This window comes from Streptomyces sp. R35, assembly GCF_041053035.1.
Taxonomy (GTDB): domain Bacteria; phylum Actinomycetota; class Actinomycetes; order Streptomycetales; family Streptomycetaceae; genus Streptomyces; species Streptomyces lutosisoli.
This window is the reverse complement of record NZ_CP163440.1, coordinates 4,981,840-5,001,003: the sequence shown is the minus strand read 5'-3', so window position 1 is coordinate 5,001,003 and position 19,164 is coordinate 4,981,840. Positions and strand designations below refer to the sequence as shown.

Annotated in this window: 16 protein-coding genes; 8 read left to right on the top strand and 8 right to left on the bottom strand. The window is 71.9% G+C overall.

The genetic code is table 11. The annotated features are described in order from the left end of the window. Positions 1–3: 3 nt before the first annotated feature. Positions 4–759, bottom strand: coding sequence for an SIS domain-containing protein (locus tag AB5J50_RS22830; protein WP_369260255.1), 756 nt, complete (start codon positions 757–759; stop codon positions 4–6). A 295-nt stretch (positions 760–1,054) separates the two neighbouring features. On the opposite strand from AB5J50_RS22830, the gene AB5J50_RS22825 reads away from it, so the two are divergent. Both AB5J50_RS22825 and AB5J50_RS22820 read left to right on the top strand, forming a co-directional pair. Further along, complete coding sequence (locus tag AB5J50_RS22825; RefSeq protein WP_327429616.1) at positions 1,055–1,747, top strand: metal-dependent transcriptional regulator; 693 nt, start codon at positions 1,055–1,057, stop codon at positions 1,745–1,747. A 711-nt stretch (positions 1,748–2,458) separates the two neighbouring features. Further along, positions 2,459–3,358 carry an alpha/beta hydrolase gene (locus AB5J50_RS22820; RefSeq protein ID WP_327429615.1) on the top strand — a complete coding sequence of 300 codons (900 nt, stop codon included), beginning with the start codon at positions 2,459–2,461 and terminating at the stop codon, positions 3,356–3,358. Positions 3,359–3,454: 96 nt separating this feature from the next. On the opposite strand, the gene AB5J50_RS22815 is transcribed toward AB5J50_RS22820, so the two are convergent. The 3 genes from AB5J50_RS22815 to AB5J50_RS22805 all read right to left on the bottom strand — a co-directional run bounded on the left by AB5J50_RS22815 (position 3,455) and on the right by AB5J50_RS22805 (position 6,773). Beyond that, positions 3,455–5,188: a transporter gene (locus AB5J50_RS22815; RefSeq protein ID WP_369260254.1), complete on the bottom strand. Its 1,734-nt coding sequence runs from the start codon at positions 5,186–5,188 to the stop codon at positions 3,455–3,457. Then, positions 5,185–5,982 carry an ABC transporter ATP-binding protein gene (locus AB5J50_RS22810; RefSeq protein ID WP_369260253.1) on the bottom strand — a complete coding sequence of 266 codons (798 nt, stop codon included), beginning with the start codon at positions 5,980–5,982 and terminating at the stop codon, positions 5,185–5,187. The genes AB5J50_RS22815 and AB5J50_RS22810 overlap by 4 nt, the downstream gene beginning before the upstream one ends. 137 nt (positions 5,983–6,119) lie before the next feature. Then, positions 6,120–6,773, bottom strand: a complete 654-nt coding sequence (locus AB5J50_RS22805) for a bifunctional DNA primase/polymerase (protein ID WP_369260252.1) — start codon at positions 6,771–6,773, stop codon at positions 6,120–6,122. A gap of 306 nt (positions 6,774–7,079) precedes the next feature. Here AB5J50_RS22805 and AB5J50_RS22800 point away from each other — a divergent pair, with 306 nt between their 5' ends. After that, positions 7,080–8,465: a transcriptional regulator gene (locus AB5J50_RS22800; RefSeq protein ID WP_369260251.1), complete on the top strand. Its 1,386-nt coding sequence runs from the start codon at positions 7,080–7,082 to the stop codon at positions 8,463–8,465. A 400-nt stretch (positions 8,466–8,865) separates the two neighbouring features. Further along, positions 8,866–10,743: a hypothetical protein gene (locus AB5J50_RS22795; RefSeq protein ID WP_369260250.1), complete on the top strand. Its 1,878-nt coding sequence runs from the start codon at positions 8,866–8,868 to the stop codon at positions 10,741–10,743. A gap of 72 nt (positions 10,744–10,815) precedes the next feature. Here AB5J50_RS22795 and AB5J50_RS22790 read toward each other — a convergent pair whose 3' ends face one another. Continuing rightward, complete coding sequence (locus tag AB5J50_RS22790) at positions 10,816–12,114, bottom strand: ABC transporter substrate-binding protein (RefSeq protein ID WP_369260249.1); 1,299 nt, start codon at positions 12,112–12,114, stop codon at positions 10,816–10,818. A 117-nt stretch (positions 12,115–12,231) separates the two neighbouring features. On the opposite strand from AB5J50_RS22790, the gene AB5J50_RS22785 reads away from it, so the two are divergent. Beyond that, positions 12,232–12,732, top strand: a complete 501-nt coding sequence (locus AB5J50_RS22785) for a hypothetical protein (protein ID WP_327429608.1) — start codon at positions 12,232–12,234, stop codon at positions 12,730–12,732. 84 nt (positions 12,733–12,816) lie between these two features. After that, positions 12,817–13,701, top strand: coding sequence for a formyltetrahydrofolate deformylase (gene purU, locus AB5J50_RS22780; protein ID WP_369260248.1), 885 nt, complete (start codon positions 12,817–12,819; stop codon positions 13,699–13,701). A 240-nt stretch (positions 13,702–13,941) separates the two neighbouring features. On the opposite strand, the gene AB5J50_RS22775 is transcribed toward purU, so the two are convergent. Both AB5J50_RS22775 and AB5J50_RS22770 read right to left on the bottom strand, forming a co-directional pair. Beyond that, positions 13,942–15,177, bottom strand: coding sequence for a zf-HC2 domain-containing protein (locus AB5J50_RS22775; protein ID WP_369265482.1), 1,236 nt, complete (start codon positions 15,175–15,177; stop codon positions 13,942–13,944). A gap of 266 nt (positions 15,178–15,443) precedes the next feature. After that, positions 15,444–16,028 (bottom strand): sigma-70 family RNA polymerase sigma factor, encoded by a 585-nt coding sequence (locus tag AB5J50_RS22770; RefSeq protein WP_369260247.1) that lies wholly within the window; start codon positions 16,026–16,028, stop codon positions 15,444–15,446. A gap of 398 nt (positions 16,029–16,426) precedes the next feature. Between AB5J50_RS22770 and AB5J50_RS22765 the strand changes: the two genes are divergently transcribed. Then, positions 16,427–16,810 (top strand): STAS domain-containing protein, encoded by a 384-nt coding sequence (locus AB5J50_RS22765; protein ID WP_327429605.1) that lies wholly within the window; start codon positions 16,427–16,429, stop codon positions 16,808–16,810. Between the two features lie 229 nt (positions 16,811–17,039). Further along, positions 17,040–17,552 (top strand): EF-hand domain-containing protein, encoded by a 513-nt coding sequence (locus AB5J50_RS22760; protein ID WP_369260246.1) that lies wholly within the window; start codon positions 17,040–17,042, stop codon positions 17,550–17,552. On the opposite strand, the gene AB5J50_RS22755 is transcribed toward AB5J50_RS22760, so the two are convergent. Then, positions 17,536–19,128 carry a class I adenylate-forming enzyme family protein gene (locus tag AB5J50_RS22755; RefSeq protein ID WP_369260245.1) on the bottom strand — a complete coding sequence of 531 codons (1,593 nt, stop codon included), beginning with the start codon at positions 19,126–19,128 and terminating at the stop codon, positions 17,536–17,538. The genes AB5J50_RS22760 and AB5J50_RS22755 overlap by 17 nt on opposite strands. Between the last annotated feature and the right edge of the window lie 36 nt (positions 19,129–19,164).

Below are 19,164 nucleotides of genomic sequence, written 5' to 3'. Positions count from 1 at the left end.
GGCTCAGCGCTGGTAGAAGATCCGGTCCCCGTACTCCGTCATCACGCGGCCGTTCCACTCGTGGCCGCCGTCGACGTTGCCCGAGCGCAGGAGCGGCGGCTCGATGCCCCGGTCGGCCAGGGCACCCGCCGCCGTGGCCATGACGGCCTGGAGGAGGGCCGTGGTGACGACGGTGGAGGCGGGGGCGAAGGGGGCCTCGATCGCGTCGATGGTGAGTTCCGCGTCGCCGACCGCGATCTTCGAGTCGAGGACGATGTCGCAGTGGTCCTTCAGGTAGGTGCCCGAGACGTGCCGGGACTTCGTCTCGGAGGTGTAGGCAACCGAGGTGACGCCGATGACCTTCAGGCCCAGCGCGCGGGCGTTCATGGCCATTTCGACGGGGAGCGCGTTGCGGCCGGAGAGCGAGATGATCACGAGTACGTCGCCGGAGCGGACCGGGCTGGAGTCCAGGACGGCGCTCGCGAGGCCGTTCACCCGCTCCAGGGCGGAGCCGAGCGTCGCGGGCATGACGTCGACGCCGACGACGCCCGGTACGGCGAGCAGGTTCATCAGAGCGAGGCCGCCCGCGCGGTAGACGATGTCCTGGGCGGCGAGCGAGGAGTGTCCGGCGCCGAAGGCGAAGAGCCGGCCGCCCTCCGCGACGGTGTCGGCGATCAGGGTGCCGGCCGCCTCGATGTCCCCGGCGTCCTCGTCACGGACCCGTTGCAACAGGCCGATCGCGGCGTCGAAGAACTGCCCGGCCAGCTTGCTGTCGCTCATCGGCGAAGCCCCTTAGAAGTCGCGTCGGAGTCGGTTGGGCGTGGTGTCGCGGATCACGTTGCGGTCTGGACCAGTGCCCTGTCAATACGGCCCGCAGGGGCGACACTGGGCGCGGGGCGCCGTTCGCATCCGCCCCGGCCGGGCCTCGGGCCCCTGCAGCCGCGGAGGCAGCCGTTACCGCGTGGTTTCACCGGCGAGGCACGGTTGTCAGTGGTATGCGTCAGAATTGAGTTCAGGGCCAGCGCACACGCCGGTGGACCATCGAGTCTCCGGCAGAGCTAATCGAGGGGCACGTATGTCCGGACTGATCGACACCACGGAGATGTATCTCCGCACCATCCTCGAGCTGGAGGAGGAAGGCGTGGTCCCCATGCGCGCCCGGATCGCGGAGCGGCTCGACCAGAGCGGGCCGACGGTCAGCCAGACGGTGGCGCGGATGGAGCGCGACGGCCTCGTGGCGGTGGCCAGTGACCGTCACCTGGAGCTCACCGAGGAGGGGCGGCGGCTGGCCACCCGTGTCATGCGCAAGCACCGCCTCGCGGAGTGCCTGCTCGTCGACGTGATCGGTCTGGAGTGGGAGCAGGTGCACGCCGAGGCGTGTCGCTGGGAGCACGTGATGAGTGAGGCGGTGGAGCGGCGGGTGCTGGAGCTGCTGCGCCACCCGACCGAGTCGCCGTACGGGAATCCGATCCCGGGGCTCGAAGAGCTCGGTGAGAAGGACGGCGCGGACCCGTTCCTGGACGAGGGCATGGTGTCGCTGGCCGAGCTCGACCCGGGTCTCGACGGCAAGACCGTGGTCGTACGGCGTATCGGCGAGCCGATTCAGACGGACGCGCAGCTGATGTACACGCTGCGGCGGGCGGGCGTGCAGCCCGGTTCCGTGGTGAGCGTGACCGAGTCGGCCGGCGGGGTTCTCGTGGGCAGCGGGGGCGAGGCCGCGGAGCTGGAGGCGGACGTCGCCTCCCATGTGTTCGTCGCCAAGCGCTAGCGCTCCCCGCAGGGGTGTCGCCGAGTGGTGGCGGCGCCCGCGGGGTCACTGACTTCCGGCACCCGCGAGGGGCAGCTCCCGGGCGCCGACCGAGGGGGCCGGTATCCGCTGGCCCCTCACGTCGGCCCCCGGGTGCACGCCGAGCACCCCGCGTCGGGCGTGTCAACTCCCGCGACAGCGGAGGCAGTTGTGCCGTTTTTTGGACCTCACCGAAACCAAGATTCAGTGTGCGGAATCGCAGCGCCGGGACCATTTGCGTGCGAGGCTGTCGCGAGAGGCATATGACCTGAGGGCTCTTGACCGTGTCCGACAGCGATGTCGCGCGGTTGGGGAGGGGGCGGGGAGGATGTGCCGTAGATGTGGAGAGGGCCCCGGCGCCAGATGGCGCCGGGGCCTGTCCTCCCCTGTGCTGACCCGGAGCCCCGAGCTCTCAGGGTCATTCCCCTCGGACCGTTTTCCCCGAGCGGTCCGCCTCCCGCTGAAGATCTCCCCTCGGCGGCGGCGGTCAATCCCTGAGCGTGGTCACTCGAACGAGGGGTGTTGCAGCCAGGAAGGCTATTTTCGAAACCCCATTCGATAAGTTGGCGGCGTGGCAGGGGTACACGTAGAGCAGCACACCAGCAGGAGCAGCGGTAGGAAGCGGTACGAGTGGACCGGCCGGTTCGATCGGGAGCGAGCCGGTCCGAGCGAGCTAGGGGGGTGCCATTACCGATGGTGCGGCGCATCGACGTGACGGGGGCGGGCGGCGTACGCCTGGCTGCCTGGGAGTTCGCCGATCCTCCCAAGGCGGGCCTCGGGCTGGACGGGCTGGACAGGGCGGAGCGGACCGGTGAGGCCGCGGAGGCCCCCGGAGTGCTGCTGCTGCACGGCCTCATGGGCCGCGCCTCGCACTGGGCGTCCACCGCCCGCTGGCTCTCCGAGCGGCACCGTGCCGTCGCCCTCGACCAGCGCGGCCACGGCCAGAGCGACAAGGCGCCGCAGGCGGAGTACACGCGCGAGGCGTACGTCGAGGACGCCGAGGCCGCTCTCGAACAGCTCGGCCTCGCCCCGGCCGTTCTCATCGGCCACGCCATGGGCGCGCTGACCGCCTGGCAGCTCGCCGCCAAGCGCCCCGATCTCGTGCACGGCCTGATCATCTGCGACATGCGGGCGTCGGCGTTAGGTGCCGCGTCGCAGCGCGAGTGGGAGGACTGGTTCAAGGCCTGGCCCGTCCCCTTCGCCACGCTCGCCGACGTACGGAAGTGGTTCGGCGAGGACGACCCCTGGGTGGAGCGCCCGAACCCGTCCCGCGGCGAGTTCTACGCCGAGGTGATGCACGAGTCGCCGGACGGCTGGCGTCCGGTCTTCGAACCGGAGCAGATGCTCAAGTCCCGCCAGACCTGGGTGTACGACGCCCACTGGGAGGAGCTCGCGCAGGTCCGCTGCCCCGCCCTGGTCGTCCGGGGCCTGGACGGCGAGCTGGGCCGCGCCGAGTCCCAGGAGATGGTCCGCGTCCTGCCGCACGGCCAGTACGCGGAGGTGGCCGACGCCGGCCACCTCGTGCACTACGACCAGCCGGAGGCGTGGCGCGCGGCCATCGAGCCGTTTCTCGACGGAGTCCTGACCCCCTGACGCTCTGAGCTCATGTCCTGCGGCTCCTGGGGTTCCTGCGGCGCTCCTGGGGCTCCTGCGGCGCTCCTGCGGCTCCCGCGGCTCCTGCGACGCTTCTCAGCCCTTGCTGACCGCCGCCAGGATCTCCGGCAGTCGCCGGGCCGTCCGCGGCGCCGCCAGCCGCAGCCCGGCCACCGTGATCAGGGCCCCGTACCCCGCGCCCAGCGGCAGCAGCAGCCAGGTCCACTCGTCCCCGTCCCGGCTCACGTTCAGCCAGATCGCGAGGGCGATGACGGGGGCGGCCAGCAGCGCCGCCGAGACCATGCCGCCGAAGACGGCGATCCAGGCGAGGCCCGCCTGCCCGGGGGCCACGTTCTTGTAGCCCTCCTGCGGGATCGAGTACGGGAAGCGGGCCGACGTCCAGGCGCCGGTCGCCAGCATCGCGCCGAGCAGCGCGAAGGAGAGGCCGAGCACCTCGGGCAGCCGGGGCCAGTCGCCGAGCATCGCGGTCGTCAGGACGGTCACGAGGGTCGCGTACGGCAGCGTGATCACCAGCAGGGCGAGCGCGCGTCCGCGCAGTTCGACGTAGGCGTCGCGCGTGGACGAGATCGTCATCGCGACCATCCAGAACGCGGACGTGTCCTGCCCGAACTGGTTGTACATCTGGATCCCGAGCATCCCCGCCGCGAAGCACGCGAAGTAGATCGACCCGGTGCCCTGCAGGGCGTTGAACACGGGCACGATCAGCCCGATGGCCAGCGACGTCACCCACGCCGCCTTGGTCTTCGGGTCGCGCCACACATAGCGCAGGCTGCGCTCCATGACCGTTCCGGTGCGCCCGGACGGCAGCAGCCGGCCGAGCCCCGACGAACCCCGCTCCCGCGCGGCGGGCTCGGCCGCCTGCAACGTCGACCCGTCCGGCGAGGTCATCAGCCGGGTGAGGTGCCGGGACCACAGCGCCAGCAACCCCACCAATGCGGCCGCACTCAACGCCAGTTGGACGACCCCGGCCGCGTACGACCCCTCGCTCACCGAATCCACCGCGCCGATCGCCGACGCGGGCGGCACCCAGCGCAGGACGTCCGCCACCGGGTCGAGCTGCGACAGGCCGCCCGCCGCACCGAGCCGTTGCGCCCCGAAGTTGACGAGCTGCGCGCCGATCGCGATCACCAGGCCGCTGAGCACCGCCAGGTCGCGGCCCTTGCGGCTGGACAGCAGCCGGATGTTGGCGGCCGCGACGGCCCGTGCGAGGGCCACGGAGACGAGCAGAGCCACGACCACGGCGACGACGGCGGTGACGTACGCCGCCGTGCCGTGCGCCACGGAGATGACCGAACCGACGAGCAGGCACAGGGTGAACAGCGGCCCGATGCCGACGAGCGAGGCCACGAGCAGCGCCCGGACGAGCGGACGCGGGCGCAGCGGCAGCATCACCAGGCGCGTCGGGTCGAGCGTCTCGTCGCCGCTGGGGAAGAACAGCGGCATCACGGCCCAGCCGAGCGCCATGACCGCCACCAGGAGCACGGCGACGGCGGTGGCGTGCGCGTTGCCGCGCAGCGCGATCAGGCCGATCAGCTGGAGGGCGGCGAAGAGGAGGACGAGGACGACGGAGGTGACGTACGCGGCCCGCCGTCCGGCCGACTGCCGCAGCCCGTTGCGCAGGAGCGACAGTTTCAGCCGTACGACGACGGGGGTGATCGACGCGGTGGAGGTGCGGGGGGCCGCTGTGGCCGTCGAGCCGGCGCCCGTGCCCGAGCCCGTGCCTGCGTCCGGGTTGGCGCCCGTGCCCGCGCCCGGGTCGGCGCCCGAGCCGGCGCCTGTGCCCGTGTTCACGCTCGCGTGCGGGCTCATCGGGCGGCCCCGCCGCCCAGCCAGTCGAGGTCGGTCCCGGCGGAGCGCGCGTTCGCGCCGACCAGTTCCAGGAAGGCGTGTTGGAGCGAGGGGGCGCTACCGCGTACATCCGCGAGCGGGCCGTGTGCGCGGATGCGCCCCGCGGCCATGACGGCGACCCAGTCGCACAGCGACTCGACCAGCTCCATCACATGGGAGGAGAAGACGACCGTGGCGCCCGATCCCGTGTACCGCTCCAGGACGCCGCGGATGGTCTGCGCGGAGACCGGGTCGACGCCCTCGAACGGCTCGTCGAGGAAGAGGACTTCGGGGTTGTGGAGGAGGGCGCAGGCCAGGCCGATCTTCTTGCGCATGCCCGTCGAGTAGTCGACGACGAGTTTGTGCTGGGCGCCCGCGAGGTCGAGGACGTCGAGGAGCTGGGTGGCGCGCTTGTCGACCTCGGCGCCGGGCAGACCGCGCAACCGGCCGGTGTACGCGAGCAGTTCGCGCCCCGACAGCCGTTCGAAGAGCCGCAGCCCCTCGGGCAGGACGCCGATGCGCGCCTTCACCTCCACCGGGTCGCGCCATACGTCGCGGCCCACGACCTCGACGGTGCCCTGATCGGGCCTGAGCAGCCCGGTCACCATCGACAGCGTGGTGGTCTTCCCCGCCCCGTTCGGCCCGACGAGCCCGATGAACTGCCCCGCGGGCAACTCCAGATCGATCCCGGCGACGGCGACCTGCTCCCCGAACCGCTTCCAGAGCCCCCGCACACGCACAGCGGGCACCTGATGGTCCTTAGCTCCCTCAGCCATATAGGCACCCTAAGGGGGAGTGGCCTGCTCTTAGGGGCGCGGGACTGTGACATCTGCGGCTCCGCCGCGGGGCGCGACAAGCCACGACGCACCCGCAGCCGCCAACGAACCGAACCAGGCAGGACGAACTGCGACGCCTACCGATCCCGCCCGCACGCATAGGCAAGCGGCGAGATCAACTCCTCCGCATCCGGCAGCCACCGATTCGCGGGAGTCGGCCGGCAAGCCCACTGCACGGCACCCCGGGAACCGAACCGAGTCGGCGGGGCGGCCACGTACGAGCCCTCGCCCAGGGCGACCAGGTCGAGGGAAGCGGGCGGCCACCCCAACTTCCGTACCAGATCCGGAACCTTCGCCGCCGCACCGGGCAGCACGAAGAAGTGCATGCGCCGGTCCGGCGTACAGGTCACCGGCCCGAGTGTCAGTTCCATCCGCTCCATGCGGGCGAGCGCGAGAAACCCGGCCGTCTCCGGCACATCGATCGCGTCGAACGTCCGCCCCGTGGGCAGCAGGATCGACGCCGCCGGCTGCTTCGACCACATCCGGCGCGCGACGGTCGCGCTGCCCGTCGCCTGGGTCGCCCAGTCCTCGCGCGCCGGATGCGCGCCGGGTACGGCGCACGCGGGCTCGCCGCAGGAGCAGCGCTGCACCCCGTCGACGGCTTCCAGCCAGGTGCCGGGGAACACGTCCCAGTGGCGCTCCTCGGCATAGCGCACGGCGGTGTCCTGCAGCGGTTCGCCGCGCTGCTTGGGGATATGTGCGGTCTCGGTGCCTGCGATGGTCTCTTCCACGCTGAACTCAACTCCCGGGTCCACCTCGGGTTACGGGGGACACGCGCGCGGGGGAGGGGCATCGATTCCTCACGTGGGGCGCATGGATGCACGTGTGGGGGCGCGCATGGGCAACGGCAGCGGGGTGTGGGTAACCAGGGGAGGGGTTGGGCACCCGCCTTTACCCCGGCAATCCTCACATGTCTCGCATCTTCGGCATCTCTGCGGGGCATTGATCTTCATGGCCGACTTCTTTCGGTGCGGTTGGCCGGTGAAGACACGTCAACTCGGTGCGTGGGCAGGCACCGCAGCCACAGGGGGTACGCCATGGCCGCAAGGCCTCTCGTCGCCAGGCAGCCGAACGAACGGTTGCAGGCGCTCATTCAGGAAGCGGGCTGTTCCAACGCCGGGCTGGCCCGCCGGGTCAACATGTGCGGCGCGGAGCACGGTCTCGATCTGCGCTACGACAAGACGTCCGTGGCCCGCTGGCTGCGCGGACAGCAGCCACGCGGACGGGCTCCGGCCATCATCGCCGAGGCACTGGGCCGCAAGCTGGGCCGTACGGTCACGATCGACGAGATCGGCATGGCCAACGGCAAGAACCTCGCGTCCGGCGTCGGTCTCCAGTTCTCGCCGACCGTACTGGGGGCCATCGAGCAGGTCTGCGAGCTGTGGCGCAGCGATGTGGGGCGCCGCGACTTCCTGTCCGGCTCCTCCGTCGCCGCCTCCGCGCTCGTGGAGCCGAGCCGCGACTGGCTGATCTCCGCGCCGGACTCGCAGGTGGCGCGTTCGGCGGGCCCGCGCGTCGGGCTCTCGGACGTCGCGGCGGTCCGCGCGATGACCCAGGCGCTCACCGACCTGGACCACCAGTACGGCAGCGGGCACGTACGCCCGGTCGTTGTGCACTACCTCAACAGCGTGGTCTCAGGGCTGCTCGCGGGCTCCTACCGGGAGGCGGTCGGGCGTGAACTGTTCGCCGCCGTATCGCGGTTGACGGAACTCGCCGGCTACATGGCCATCGACACCGGCCAGCCGGGGCTCGCCCAGCGGTACTACATCCAGGCGCTGCGGCTCGCGCAGGCGGCCGGTGACCGTGGCTACGGCGGTTATGTGCTCGCCGCGTCCATGAGCCACCTGGCGGCCCAGCTCGGCAACCCGCGCGAGATCGCGCAGCTGGCGCGCGCGGCGCAGGAGGGGGCGCGCGGGCGTGTGACACCGCGCGCGGAGTCGATGTTCTACGCCGCGGAGGCGCGCGGGCACGCGCTCATGGGCGACGCGCGCGCCGCCCAGCTGGCGTCCGGGCGCGCCGTCAGCGCCCTGGAGTCGGCCGACCCGGCCTCCGGGGACGACCCGGCGTGGATCGCGCACTTCGACGAGGCCTACCTGGCCGACGAGCTGGCGCACTGCCACCGGGACCTGGGACAGGCGGAGGCCGCCGTGCGGTGTGCGGAGGAGTCCCTCGCCGGGCACCCCGAGTCGCGGGCCCGCCGCCGCGCGATCGGCTTCGTGCTGCTCGCCACGGCGCAGGTACAGCAGCGCGAGGTGGAACAGGCCTGCCACACGGGCCTGCGCGCGGTGGAGTTGCTGAGCACCCTCCGTTCCAACCGCGGCGCCGAGTACCTCGACGACTTCCAGCAGCGGCTCGAGCCGTACCGGGACGAGCCGGTGGTACGGGAGTTCGGGGCGCGGCTGGAGTTGCAGGCGGCGGCGTGAACGCAGGGCGAGGGGCGCGCACGTACGCGTGCGCGCTCCGCGCTAGCTCAGAGCGCGTGCGCCCCGCTTGAACGGGTGGTGCGGGCGCCCGTCGTGCGCGTCCGCTGCGGGCGCCTGGCGCGAGTGTTGGGTGCGCGCGTCCGGCGTGAGTATCTGGCGCGCGCGCCCCGCATAAGTGTTTGGCGCGGGCGTCCATGAACGTATGGCGTGCGCCGGCGTGAACACGCGGGAAACGTGGGCGCCGGGAGTGAGAGAGGACGAATACAGCGCACAGGGGGGTGGTTTCGTTACCCGTGTCACAAGGGGAGGAGGTCACGCCCTGTGCTGCGTGGCACCGGGTTGGGGGGACCCGGTAGCGTGAGCCGACGATTCCGAAGGTCCCCCATTCGTAGGAGTCCCGGTGACGCAGAGTGGACAGGGCGAGGAGCCCTCGGCGCGACCCGCGCGCGAAGGCATCGTGCTGCCTTCCGACGGTGGCGAGCCCCTGCTGCCGGGTATGACGGGCGACCGTACAACCCCGGCGGGCGGTCAGGCCTGGGGCCAGCCGTGGGGCCCCGACCAGTCGGCCGCCCCCGCCCCGCAGCCCGGCGAGGGCTGGGGAGCGCCAGTGAACGGAACCCAGACCTGGGGGGCCGACGAGCCGCCCCGGTCCACGGCCCCCGCCCCGGAGTGGGGCGCCCCCGACGCCTCGCAGGGCTGGGCGCCCCAGCAGCAGCCCGACGCGAACGGGTACCAGCAGCAGCCGGGCTCGCACGGGGCTCAGCAGTCGCAGGGTTTCGCGCCGCAGGCGGCGCCCGGCGCCGGGCCACTGCCGCCCGAGGGCGCGCAGGCGCCGTCGTACGGCACGCAGAACGGTTTCGCGCCGGAAGCGCAAGGCGCGCACGCGGGGGGCGCGTACGGCGGGTATGGCGCCCCGGACCAGCAGGTAGCGCAGCCCCCGCACGCCGGGAACGCCCTTCCGCAGGCCGCGCCGGATCCGTACGGCGCCACCGGACCGTCGGTCCCCTCGCACTCCCTGCCGCCCGCCGCGCAGCCGGCGCCGCTGCCGCTGCCGCCCGCCGAGGACGGCGCGACCCAGTACATCCCGTACATACCGCCCGCCCCGGGCGCCGACGAGGGGGCGACGCAGTACATACCGCCCGTCGCCGCCGCGGTGGACGACGGGGCCACTCAGTACATCCCGCCGGTGGGCCCGGGTGCGCTGCCGCCCGAGGCGCCGTCGGAGGCGACGCAGTTCCTGGGGCAGGCGCCGCACGGTGGTGCCGCCGGGCCGCTGCCCGCCGCCGCGCACCCGGACGCCGAGGCCACGCAGTACATCGCTCCCGTGCCCGCGCAGCCGGCCGGCGCGCCGTACGGGATACGCCCGGGCGCGCCGGAGGACCGGCAGCCCCCGGCGGAGTTCGACAGCCTGTTCCGCAGTGAGCCGGAAGGGCCCGCGTCGACGCAACAGATGCCGCGCTTCGACCCGTCGGCGCCGGAGCCCCCGTACGGCGCGCAAGCCCCGTACGGCGCCCAGCCCTCACAGGGCGCGCCCGGCCCATACGGCGCACAGGCTCCCTACGGGGCGCACGCCCCCGGCGCGCCGGGGGGCCGGGCCGCCGCACGGCGCGGTGGAGCGCCCGACGGTGACGGTGGTGGCGGACGCGGGGGCCGCGGCCGGTCGCGTGTCCCGGTGATCGCGGCCGTCGGCATCGGCATCGCCGTGCTCGGCATCGGTGCCGGCGCCCTGCTCAGCGGCGGCGGCGACAGCAAGGACGACAAGAGCAAGACCGTGTCGGCGACGGCACCCACGACCCAGGACTCGGCGTCGCCGTCCACCGACCCGGCCAAGGCGCAGGCCGTCGAGCTGGACAAGCTCCTGGCGGACAGCAGCAACAGCCGCGACGCGGTGATCAACGCCGTGGCGGACGTGAAGGCGTGCGACAACCTGGGCCAGGCGGCCAGTGATCTGCGCGACGCTGCCAAGCAGCGCGCCGCGCTGGTCACCCGGCTCGCTTCCCTCCCCGTCGACAAGCTCCCGAACCACGCCGAGCTGACCACCGCGCTCACCAACGGCTGGAAGGCCTCCGCGTCGGCCGACAACCACTACGCCGCCTGGGCCGACCAGGCCGCCGGCAGGAAGGGCTGCCGGAAGGGCCAGGCCCGCACCACCGGGCAGAAGCAGGCGGGCGACCGGGCCAGCGGCACCGCGTCCACGGAGAAGGAGAAGGCCGCGAAGCTGTGGAACTCCATCGCGTCGACGTACGGCCTGACGCAGCGGGCGCGGACCCAGCTCTGAACCGTCGCTGAACCCGTCTGAACCGTCTCTGAACCCTTGGGGGCCGCAAGGCCCCCAAGGTCCTCAGGGTCCTCAGTCCGCGTTCTCCAGACTCTTCGACACATTGACGAACCCGCGCCGCGCCGTCACCAGTTGACCCTGGCGTACGACCTGGAAGGTGACGTCGGCGTTGATGAGGCGCGGGAAGTCGACGGCCGCGATCAGATCCTCGAAGCGCCAGCTGAGTGTCGGGGTGAGCCCGCCCGTGGTCACCTTGAGGCCGTCGTCGAGGGCGCGCTGGATCGTCCGCGCGGACACCTCGCCGCTGTCGAGCGACTCGATGGCCGCCTTCAGCACGGTGTACGCGATCCAGGTGGTCTGCACTCCGGCGTCCGCGGGGTCGATCCGGTTGTCGCCGAACGCATGATCCTTGATCACCTTGCGCATGGTGTCCCAGCGGGGGTCGCTCGCGTTCGGGTACCAGCTGGTGACGTACGAGCCCTCGTACGGGCTCGACTTGCCGCCGGTGGCGTCGATCTGCGACTGGTCGATGCTGCCGAGGACGGTGCCCATGCGCACCGCCGGGTAGTTCTCGCGGTCGCGCCGGAAGGAGTCCATGAACGTGTCGGTGCGGTCGCCGAGCGCGGGCACCACGCAGCCCCGCTTCAGCGGGTCGCTGGTCGCGCGCTGGAGCACCTGCCGCGTCTGCCGCGTGTACTCGGTCGCGTCCTCGGCGGCCCGCTGGTCCGAAGCGGACGCGTGGCCCTCCGACTTCAGGCCGGAGTTGAGCAGCACCGGGAGCTGGTCGCCGGCGGCGGTGTCGGGGCGGGCGAGCGCGACCGGGCCACAGTCCTTGCCGAGCTGTTCGCCGAGGCCGGCCAGCAGCGCGGGCTCGCCACCGTTGACGGGGTAGGAGAGGGGGCTGGTGAACTCGTCGTTGGTGACGCCGTAGCCGCCGATGTACGGGATGCCCGCGCTTTCCAGCGGGGTGAGGAACGAGCGGCCGTGCTGGCTGTAGGAGCCGACGACGGCGACGACCTTCTCGTCGACCGCCCGCTGGGCGCACTTCGCGGCGTCCACGAAGTCGTTGTGGTCGTTGCAGGTGATGACCTTGAGCTGGTGGCCGTTGATGCCGCCCTGGGCGTTGATCCAGCGGGCGTAGGCCATCGCCATCGCGGGCATGCCGGGCATGTTGGTCGCGGCGGTCTTCTCGGGTGCCCAGGTCATGACGGTGACGGGGTCGTCCCCGGAGCCCCCCGTGGCACCAGGGATGACCCCGCATCCGACCGCGATCGACGCACACGCGACCAGCGCGCCCGCGGACAGCAACGTGGCCTTGACGGGCCGGGGGAGGACGGGTGAGCTCGTGCGTGTGCGTCGCCTGCCGGTCATGGACACGCACGATTCCGTCACATCACTAACCGGGGAGTGACCGTTGGTCAATAAAAGGTGACGCAGAGGTGAATTGCGGGGGCCGATGATCGGTTTTTCGCCGGGAACGTACGATCGGTGACCGTGCAAGGTTCGGAGAACTCTTCCCGTCGCGGGCGTCGCTCATCCACCATGGGCGGCATGCCACTGAACGACATGCCGTGGTGGCGCTGGCGCAGCAATGTGCGCTCCGCGCTGCACATGCTTTCCGACACAGACTTCCAGCGGGGCGTCTGGCTCGCGGGCGTCGACGGGTACGGGGACGTCACCGACGCCGTGTATCGCCTGGTCGAGGACACCTGGCTGGACAACTGGTCCGCCGAGAAATACGTCGGCACGATCTTCCGGGACTCCCAGGAGGCGGCCCTCGTCGACACCGCCGTGCTGCGCGTCCTGCGGATCATGCACCAGGTCGGGCCCGACGCGCCTGTCTCCGCGTACCTCGACCACCCCGCGTGGCCGGAGGCCGTCCGCGCCGCGCGTGACGCACACGTGCGGCTCGCGGTGAGCGACGGGGAGGATCCCGACGCCCAGCCGCGCACGCTTGAGGTACTGCGGATCCTGACGCGGTCGGCGTAGGCCGGCGCGGGGGACTTCTCGGAGGGCGTCCGGGTGGCGGGACGGTCGCCCGCCCCAGGCGCCCGGTATGGGAACCTGTCCTGCATGAATGAGCAGTCCGTCCGCGGGACCGCACCCGCCGCCGAGCAGTACGTCCTGACCATCTCGTGCCCGGACAAGCCAGGCATCGTGCACGCCGTGTCGAGCTACCTCTTCATGACCGGCTGCAACATCGAGGACAGTCAGCAGTTCGGCGACCACGACACGCGACTGTTCTTCATGCGGGTCCACTTCTCGGCGGAAGCGCCGGTGACCGTGGAGAAGCTGCGCGCGAGCTTCGCGGCGGTCGGCGACTCCTTCCACATGGACTGGCAGATCAACCGGGTCGAGGACAAGATGCGGGTCGTCCTCATGGTCAGCAAGTTCGGCCACTGCCTGAACGACCTGCTCTTCCGGGCGCGGATCGGGGCGCTGCCGGTGGAGATCGCCGCCGTGGTCTCCAACCACACGGACTTTGCCGAGCTGGTGGGTTCGTACGGCATTCCGTTCCGCCATATCCCGGTGACGAAGGATACGAAGGCGGCGGCCGAGGCGGAGCTGCTGGAGCTGGTTCGCGAGGAGAACATCGAACTGGTCGTCCTTGCCCGCTATATGCAGGTCCTCTCCGACGACCTGTGCAAGCAGCTCAGTGGCCGGATCATCAACATCCACCACTCCTTCCTGCCGAGCTTCAAGGGTGCGAAGCCGTATCACCAGGCGCATGCGCGGGGTGTGAAGCTGATCGGGGCCACGGCGCACTATGTGACGGCCGACCTCGACGAGGGGCCGATCATCGAGCAGGAGGTCGAGCGTGTCGGCCATGGGGTGACTCCCGATCAGCTGGTCGCCATCGGGCGGGATGTGGAGTGCCAGGCGCTGGCGCGAGCGGTGAAGTGGCATGCCGAGCGCCGCATCCTCCTGAACGGCCGCCGCACGGTCATCTTCGCGTAGGGGTTTTCGCCCCCGCCGCCCCTACCCGTCCCATCCCGTTCCTGGGGCTCCGCCCCAGACCCCGTGGGCCCGGTTCTTCGGCTGCGGGTGGGTGGGGGCTGGTCCAAAAGATTGCGCAGTTCCCCGCGCCCCTTTTAGGGGCGCGGGGAACTGCGCAATCTTTTAGCGGGGGTCTGGGGGCGCAGCCCCCAAGGATGGGACGGGTAGGGGCGGCGGGGGCGAAAAACTGCCGGTGGCCACCTACATGCGGCTCAACGACGCCGCGGCGAACAGCACATCCCTGATCGCCCCCCGGTCCCCGTCCTGCCCCGCGGCAGCCTCCTCGGGTGACACATGCCCCGCTGCGAGACGGCAGAACTCGACGCCGTCCAGTGCGACATGGGCGACCTCCCGCTCGGCGGAGCCCACCGCTCCGGGCGAGTCGAGAGGGATCAGCCACTCGCCACCCCCGGACCCCTCGATCTCAAGGCGCAGGCTCCGCCCAGGCGCCCCCGCGGCGACGAGGTGATGGCCGGCCGGCGCGGGCGACAGGCCCGCCCGGCGGCGCTCGGCGAGCGATGCGGGCAGCATGCGGGCCGCGAGGTCGATCATGCGGTGGAGGTGGCGTGGGGCGGGCGGCTCGTACGGGTAGTCCACGGCGTCCGCGATGTCGCCCGCGTGTACCCAGCACTCGAAGGCCCGGTCCAGCATCGAGTCGCTGAGCGGCAGCTCGAACCCGCCGTACGGCACGGTGAGCCGCGCGGACCCTCCCTCGCCCCCGGCGGCTCCGCCCGCCTGGGAGGTGCTCGCTCCCGTGAACGACACCGTACGGACGAGGTTGTGGCTCTGCTCCCGCCAGGGCAGCCGTACGGACCGGGTCGGCGGGAAGTGCGAGGCACGCCAGAACGCCTCGGTGCGGCCCTCGGGGGTCGGTTCCCCGGCGGGCGAGCCGGTCGGGCCGAGCGGGTCCTCCAGGCCCAGCGCGACGGCGACCAGGCCGTCGACGCTCAGCAGATGGGCGATGACTCCGGCGACCGTCGTACGGCGGCTCACCGGCCCGTCGCCCTCGAACCACCGCAGCCGCACGGGCGCATGCCACTCGGCGCCGCCTATGTCCTGCAGCAGCGCGTCGAGCCGGGCGGTCTCCGCGTCGTACGGGGCGGCCCATTCGGGCACCGGAATCCGCGGCGGGCGCCGGCCGAGGCAGCCTTCCAGGACGCGGGTGCGCAGCGTCGGGTCGAGGTCGAGGCTCTCGGCCGGGTGCAGCAGCCCGACCGCCTCGCGCAGCCGCAGCGCCTCGTCCGCGCAGGAACCGCACTCCCCGAGGTGCTCCTCGACGGCAGCCGTCTCCTCCGCCGAGCAGGCGGCCAGCGCCCATGCGCCGAGCAGCGACTTCAGTACCCGGTGCTCCAGGACGAGCGGCGCCGGTTCGGGAGCGGCGGCCGGTTCGGGCAGCGGCAGCCCGGTGTCCTCGACGGACGCACGCGGCGGCGGTATGCGCGGGGGACTCCCCGACTCCGGCTCCTCACCGTTGCCGTGAGCGGGCCCGCCGGGTTCGCTGGGTCCCTTGGGCCCCGCGGGCCCACCCTCGGCCGCCGCGGCGGCCCCGTCCGGCCCTACGCCGCCCTCGGCGCCTCCGGCGCCCGCGCGCCCCTCGTACGTACCGCCCTCCTCCTCATGGCCTTCAGGCCCTTGATGCCCTTCGTGTCCTTCACGCCCGTCGTGCTCGTCGAACGCCTCGAAACGGCGGTCCGCTCCTCCGCTCACCGCACACCACCCCTGTACTCGGGCGGTGCGCCGGCGGGCCCGGTGTCGTGGGCGGTGGACAGGAGCTGGAGGCCGAGGCGGAGCCGACGGCGGGCCTCGTCCTCGGTGACGCCGAGGTCGGCGGCGGCCTGGCGGTAGTCGCGGCGCTGGAAGTACGCGAGCTCCAGGGCGGCGCGCAGCGGGGCGGGCATGGACGTGACGATGTAGTCCGCGCGGGCGGCGACGGAGGCGCTGCGCACCTTCCGCTCCAGCTCCTCGGTGGTGCCCCCGCCGCCCCGGGCGAGCGCGGCGGTCTCGGTCGCGCGCAGCCGCTGCACGGCGAGGCGGTGGGTCAGTGCGGCGACCCAGGAACGCATCGGGCCCTGCTTGGGGTCGTAGGCGTCGGGGTTCTCCCAGACATGGGCGAACACCTCGCGGGTGATGCGGTCGGCGGCCCGCTCGTCGCCGAGCACGCGGTGGGCGAGGCCGTGCACGAGCGAAGCGAACCGGTCGTAGAGCTCACCGAGCGCCGCCGCCTCCCCGCGTGCGAGCCGCTGCTGCATCCTGCGGTCCCAGCGGGGCGGTGCGTCCCTCTTCGCCATGCGGCCCCCTCACCCCTGATCGTGCCCGGCGCCTGTCCCTGCCTCTGTCGCTGTCTGCTGCCCCTGTGCTCGGTGCGTGTGCGCTGCTGCTGTCCAGCCTGTGTGCACCACTGTCTCGAATGTAGTCGGCACGTCCGACAGCGCACGCCCCTTTGCGTCAATGTGCGCCCCTGGACAGGCCGAGAATGGTAGAAGCCAACCGTCTTCCCCATCGAATCCGATCGAAACAGACCGTTCACGTCCGAAATAGCTCGCTCGCCCCGCATTTTCGACCGTAGACCGGCGTTTCTTCGTTCGCGGACCGGTGTTTCATGGAACGAGGGCGGGGCAGCCGCGCTGAAGGGAAGCGAAGGAACGGCTTCCGTTTTCGGTGGGCGATGCGAGCGGGAGGCGTTGCGATGACGCTCAAGGTGACCGAGGACCAAGACGGCGAAGAGGGCGAGTGGGCCGTGCTGCGGGTGTCGGGCGAGCTGGACCTCGTGACGTCACCGGTGCTGCGCCAACGGGTGCACGGCGCGGTGGCCGACGGCCGCCGCAGTCTCGTGCTCGACCTCTCCGGGGTCTTCTTCTGCGACTCCAGCGGCGTCGGCGTGCTCATCGCCACCCGCCGTCTGATCCGCTCCTGCCAGGGCCGGCTGCGGCTGATCCTGCCCGCCCGGGGCGCGACCGACGGCTCCCACGTCAACCGCGTCCTCGCGGCCCTCGGCGTCCGCCGCCTCTTCGACGTGTACCCGGACGTCGCCACGGCCGTCGGCGAGGAGTCGAGCCCGCTGTCCGCGTGATGACTCTCTCCGCGTGATGCCCCCTGTCTCCCCGCGCGTCCCCTGTCGGCGTGACTCCCCTCACTCGTCCCGCGACACACGGCCACACGGTTGTCCCAGAATTCCCGCAGTCTTGGTACAACCGTCGTTTTCCCGCTCCCGCGGTGGCCCCGGCGTCGTACGCTCCGTCCCAGATGAACCCCAGTCCGGCTGAGAGACCGGCTGAGATGTAAGGCGGTCCGAACACACCATGGTCAGCACCGAGTACGAGCGCAGGATTGCCGCCCGGTTCGCCGGCTTCGACCAGGACGGCAACGGCTACATCGACCGGGAGGACTTCAACGCCGCGACCAAGGCGGTCCTCACCGAGTTCGGTACGACGGCCCGCTCCGACAAGGGCCAGGCCCTGTACGTCGGCGCCGAGGCGTTCTGGCAGGGCATGGCCGGGATAGCGGACCGGGACGGCGACCAGCGGATCACCCGTGAGGAGTTCGTCAGCGGCGCGGTGAAGCGGCTGCGCGACAACCCCGAGCGGTTCGCCGAGATCGCCCGCCCCTTCCTGCACGCCGCTCTCGCCGTCGCGGACACCGACGGGGACGGCGCGGCCACGGTCGAGGAGACCACGCGCGTCCTCAAGGCCCTTGGCGTGAGCGACGACATCGCCGCCGTCGCGGCCGGCGCCCTCGACACGGACTCCGACGGCCGGGTCGGCGAGGCGGAGGTCGTGAGCGCGTTCGCCCGCTACTTCACGGTGCCGGAGTAGTACCCGACGGCCGCGCGTCCTGAGCGGTCCCCGACCGTCCCGAAAACCGTTCGCGCAGCTTGTACTTGAGCACCTTCCGCAGCGTCTCGTTCCGCGGAAGGGCGTCCACCACCTCCAACTGCTCCGGCAGCTTGTGCACGGACAGCCCTTCCGCGCGCAGATACGAGACGACGGCCTCCAGGGTCAATTGCCCGGCCCCCGGCGCCTGTTCCGCCGCCTCGATCACGGCGCAGACCCGTTCCCCGCGCTCGGCGTCCGGCAGCCCGATCACGGCGACATCGCCGACGGCCGGGTGCTGGTGCAGCAGGTCCTCGATCTCCTTGGCGGAGATGTTCTCGCCCTTGCGGATGATGATGTCCTTCAGGCGCCCGGTCAGGACGAGATGCCCGCTCCCCGTCAGATGCCCGACGTCCCCGGTGATCAGGAACCCGTCCGCGTCGAAGGCCGCGGCGGTCTGCCCGGGGTCCAGATACCCCTGGCAGACGGCCTCGCCCCGCAGCCGTACCTCCCCGTCGACGCCGTACGGCCGAACCGCGCCCTTCCCGTCCACGACCCGTATCTCCATGCCCTCCGGCGGCCTGCCCTCCGTCGTCGCCAGGTTCTCGACCGTGTCGTCCGGCGCCCCCATCGTGATCATCGGGACCTCGGTCATCCCGTACCCGTGGGTGAGCTGCACCCCCATCTCCCGTACGACGGAGTGGTAGACCTCGGGCGGCTTCGGCGCCCCGCCGCCCGCGAGCAGCCGCAGCGTCGGAATGACCGGCTTCCCGGGCTGCTTGCGCTGCTCGGCCAGGAACATCGAGTAGAAGGCCGTGGAGCCGCCCGCCACCGTCACCCCGTGCCTGCGGTAGCCGTCCAGTGCGGCGGGCAGCGCGAAGTGCTCGAACATCACGGCCGGGAAGCCGTACAGCAGCAGCATCACCGTGTAGTCCGGTCCGGCGATGTGCGCGTACGGGAAGGCCATCGAGCCCACGTCGTCGGCCGACAGGTGCAGCGCGTGCGCGAGGCATGAGCCGCCCGCGATCAGTGAACGGTCCGTGTGCAGCACGCCCTTGGGGTCGGAGGTGGTGCCGGAGGTCCAGTAGATCCAGCGGACCGAGGTGCCCTCGGAGGGCGGGGCGGGCAGCACGGCGGGGTCGCCGTCCGGCAGCCTGTCGTACGCCTCGAAGACGCCCTTCGCGCCGAGCCGCCGTGCCATCGCCGTGTGGTCGAAGCCCCGCCACTCGCCCGGTACGGCGAAGTACTCGGCCTTGGACTCCCGTAGCGCGAAGCCGACTTCGCGGTCGCGGTAGAAGGGGATGACCGGGGACTGTACGGCGCCGAGGCGGGCCAGCGCGAAGGACAGCAGCGCGGTCTCGATACGGGTGGGCAGCTGCCAGGCGACCACGGTGCCGGGGCGCACCCCCATGTCGTAGAGGCCCGCCGCCACCCGCTCGGCGCGGGCGCGCAGTTCGCCGAAGCTCAGGGAGCGGTCGTCCTGGAGGAGGACGAGCCGGTCGGGGGTGAGGTCGGCGCGGCGCGCGACCAGTTCCCACAGCGTGCGCGCGGACCCCAGGGCGTGTGCGGTGTCGTTCACTTCAACCCCCTGCAACTGACGGACAGTCAGATCGTG

Coding starts and splice junctions, on each gene's coding strand:
- AB5J50_RS22830 (WP_369260255.1), bottom strand. CDS start 759: ATGAGCGACAGCAAGCTGGCCGGGCAGTTCTTCGACGCCGCGATCGGC.
- AB5J50_RS22825 (WP_327429616.1), top strand. CDS start 1,055: ATGTCCGGACTGATCGACACCACGGAGATGTATCTCCGCACCATCCTC.
- AB5J50_RS22820 (WP_327429615.1), top strand. CDS start 2,459: ATGGTGCGGCGCATCGACGTGACGGGGGCGGGCGGCGTACGCCTGGCT.
- AB5J50_RS22815 (WP_369260254.1), bottom strand. CDS start 5,188: ATGAGCCCGCACGCGAGCGTGAACACGGGCACAGGCGCCGGCTCGGGC.
- AB5J50_RS22810 (WP_369260253.1), bottom strand. CDS start 5,982: ATGGCTGAGGGAGCTAAGGACCATCAGGTGCCCGCTGTGCGTGTGCGG.
- AB5J50_RS22800 (WP_369260251.1), top strand. CDS start 7,080: ATGGCCGCAAGGCCTCTCGTCGCCAGGCAGCCGAACGAACGGTTGCAG.
- AB5J50_RS22790 (WP_369260249.1), bottom strand. CDS start 12,114: ATGACCGGCAGGCGACGCACACGCACGAGCTCACCCGTCCTCCCCCGG.
- purU (WP_369260248.1), top strand. CDS start 12,817: ATGAATGAGCAGTCCGTCCGCGGGACCGCACCCGCCGCCGAGCAGTAC.
- AB5J50_RS22770 (WP_369260247.1), bottom strand. CDS start 16,028: ATGGCGAAGAGGGACGCACCGCCCCGCTGGGACCGCAGGATGCAGCAG.
- AB5J50_RS22765 (WP_327429605.1), top strand. CDS start 16,427: ATGACGCTCAAGGTGACCGAGGACCAAGACGGCGAAGAGGGCGAGTGG.
- AB5J50_RS22760 (WP_369260246.1), top strand. CDS start 17,040: ATGGTCAGCACCGAGTACGAGCGCAGGATTGCCGCCCGGTTCGCCGGC.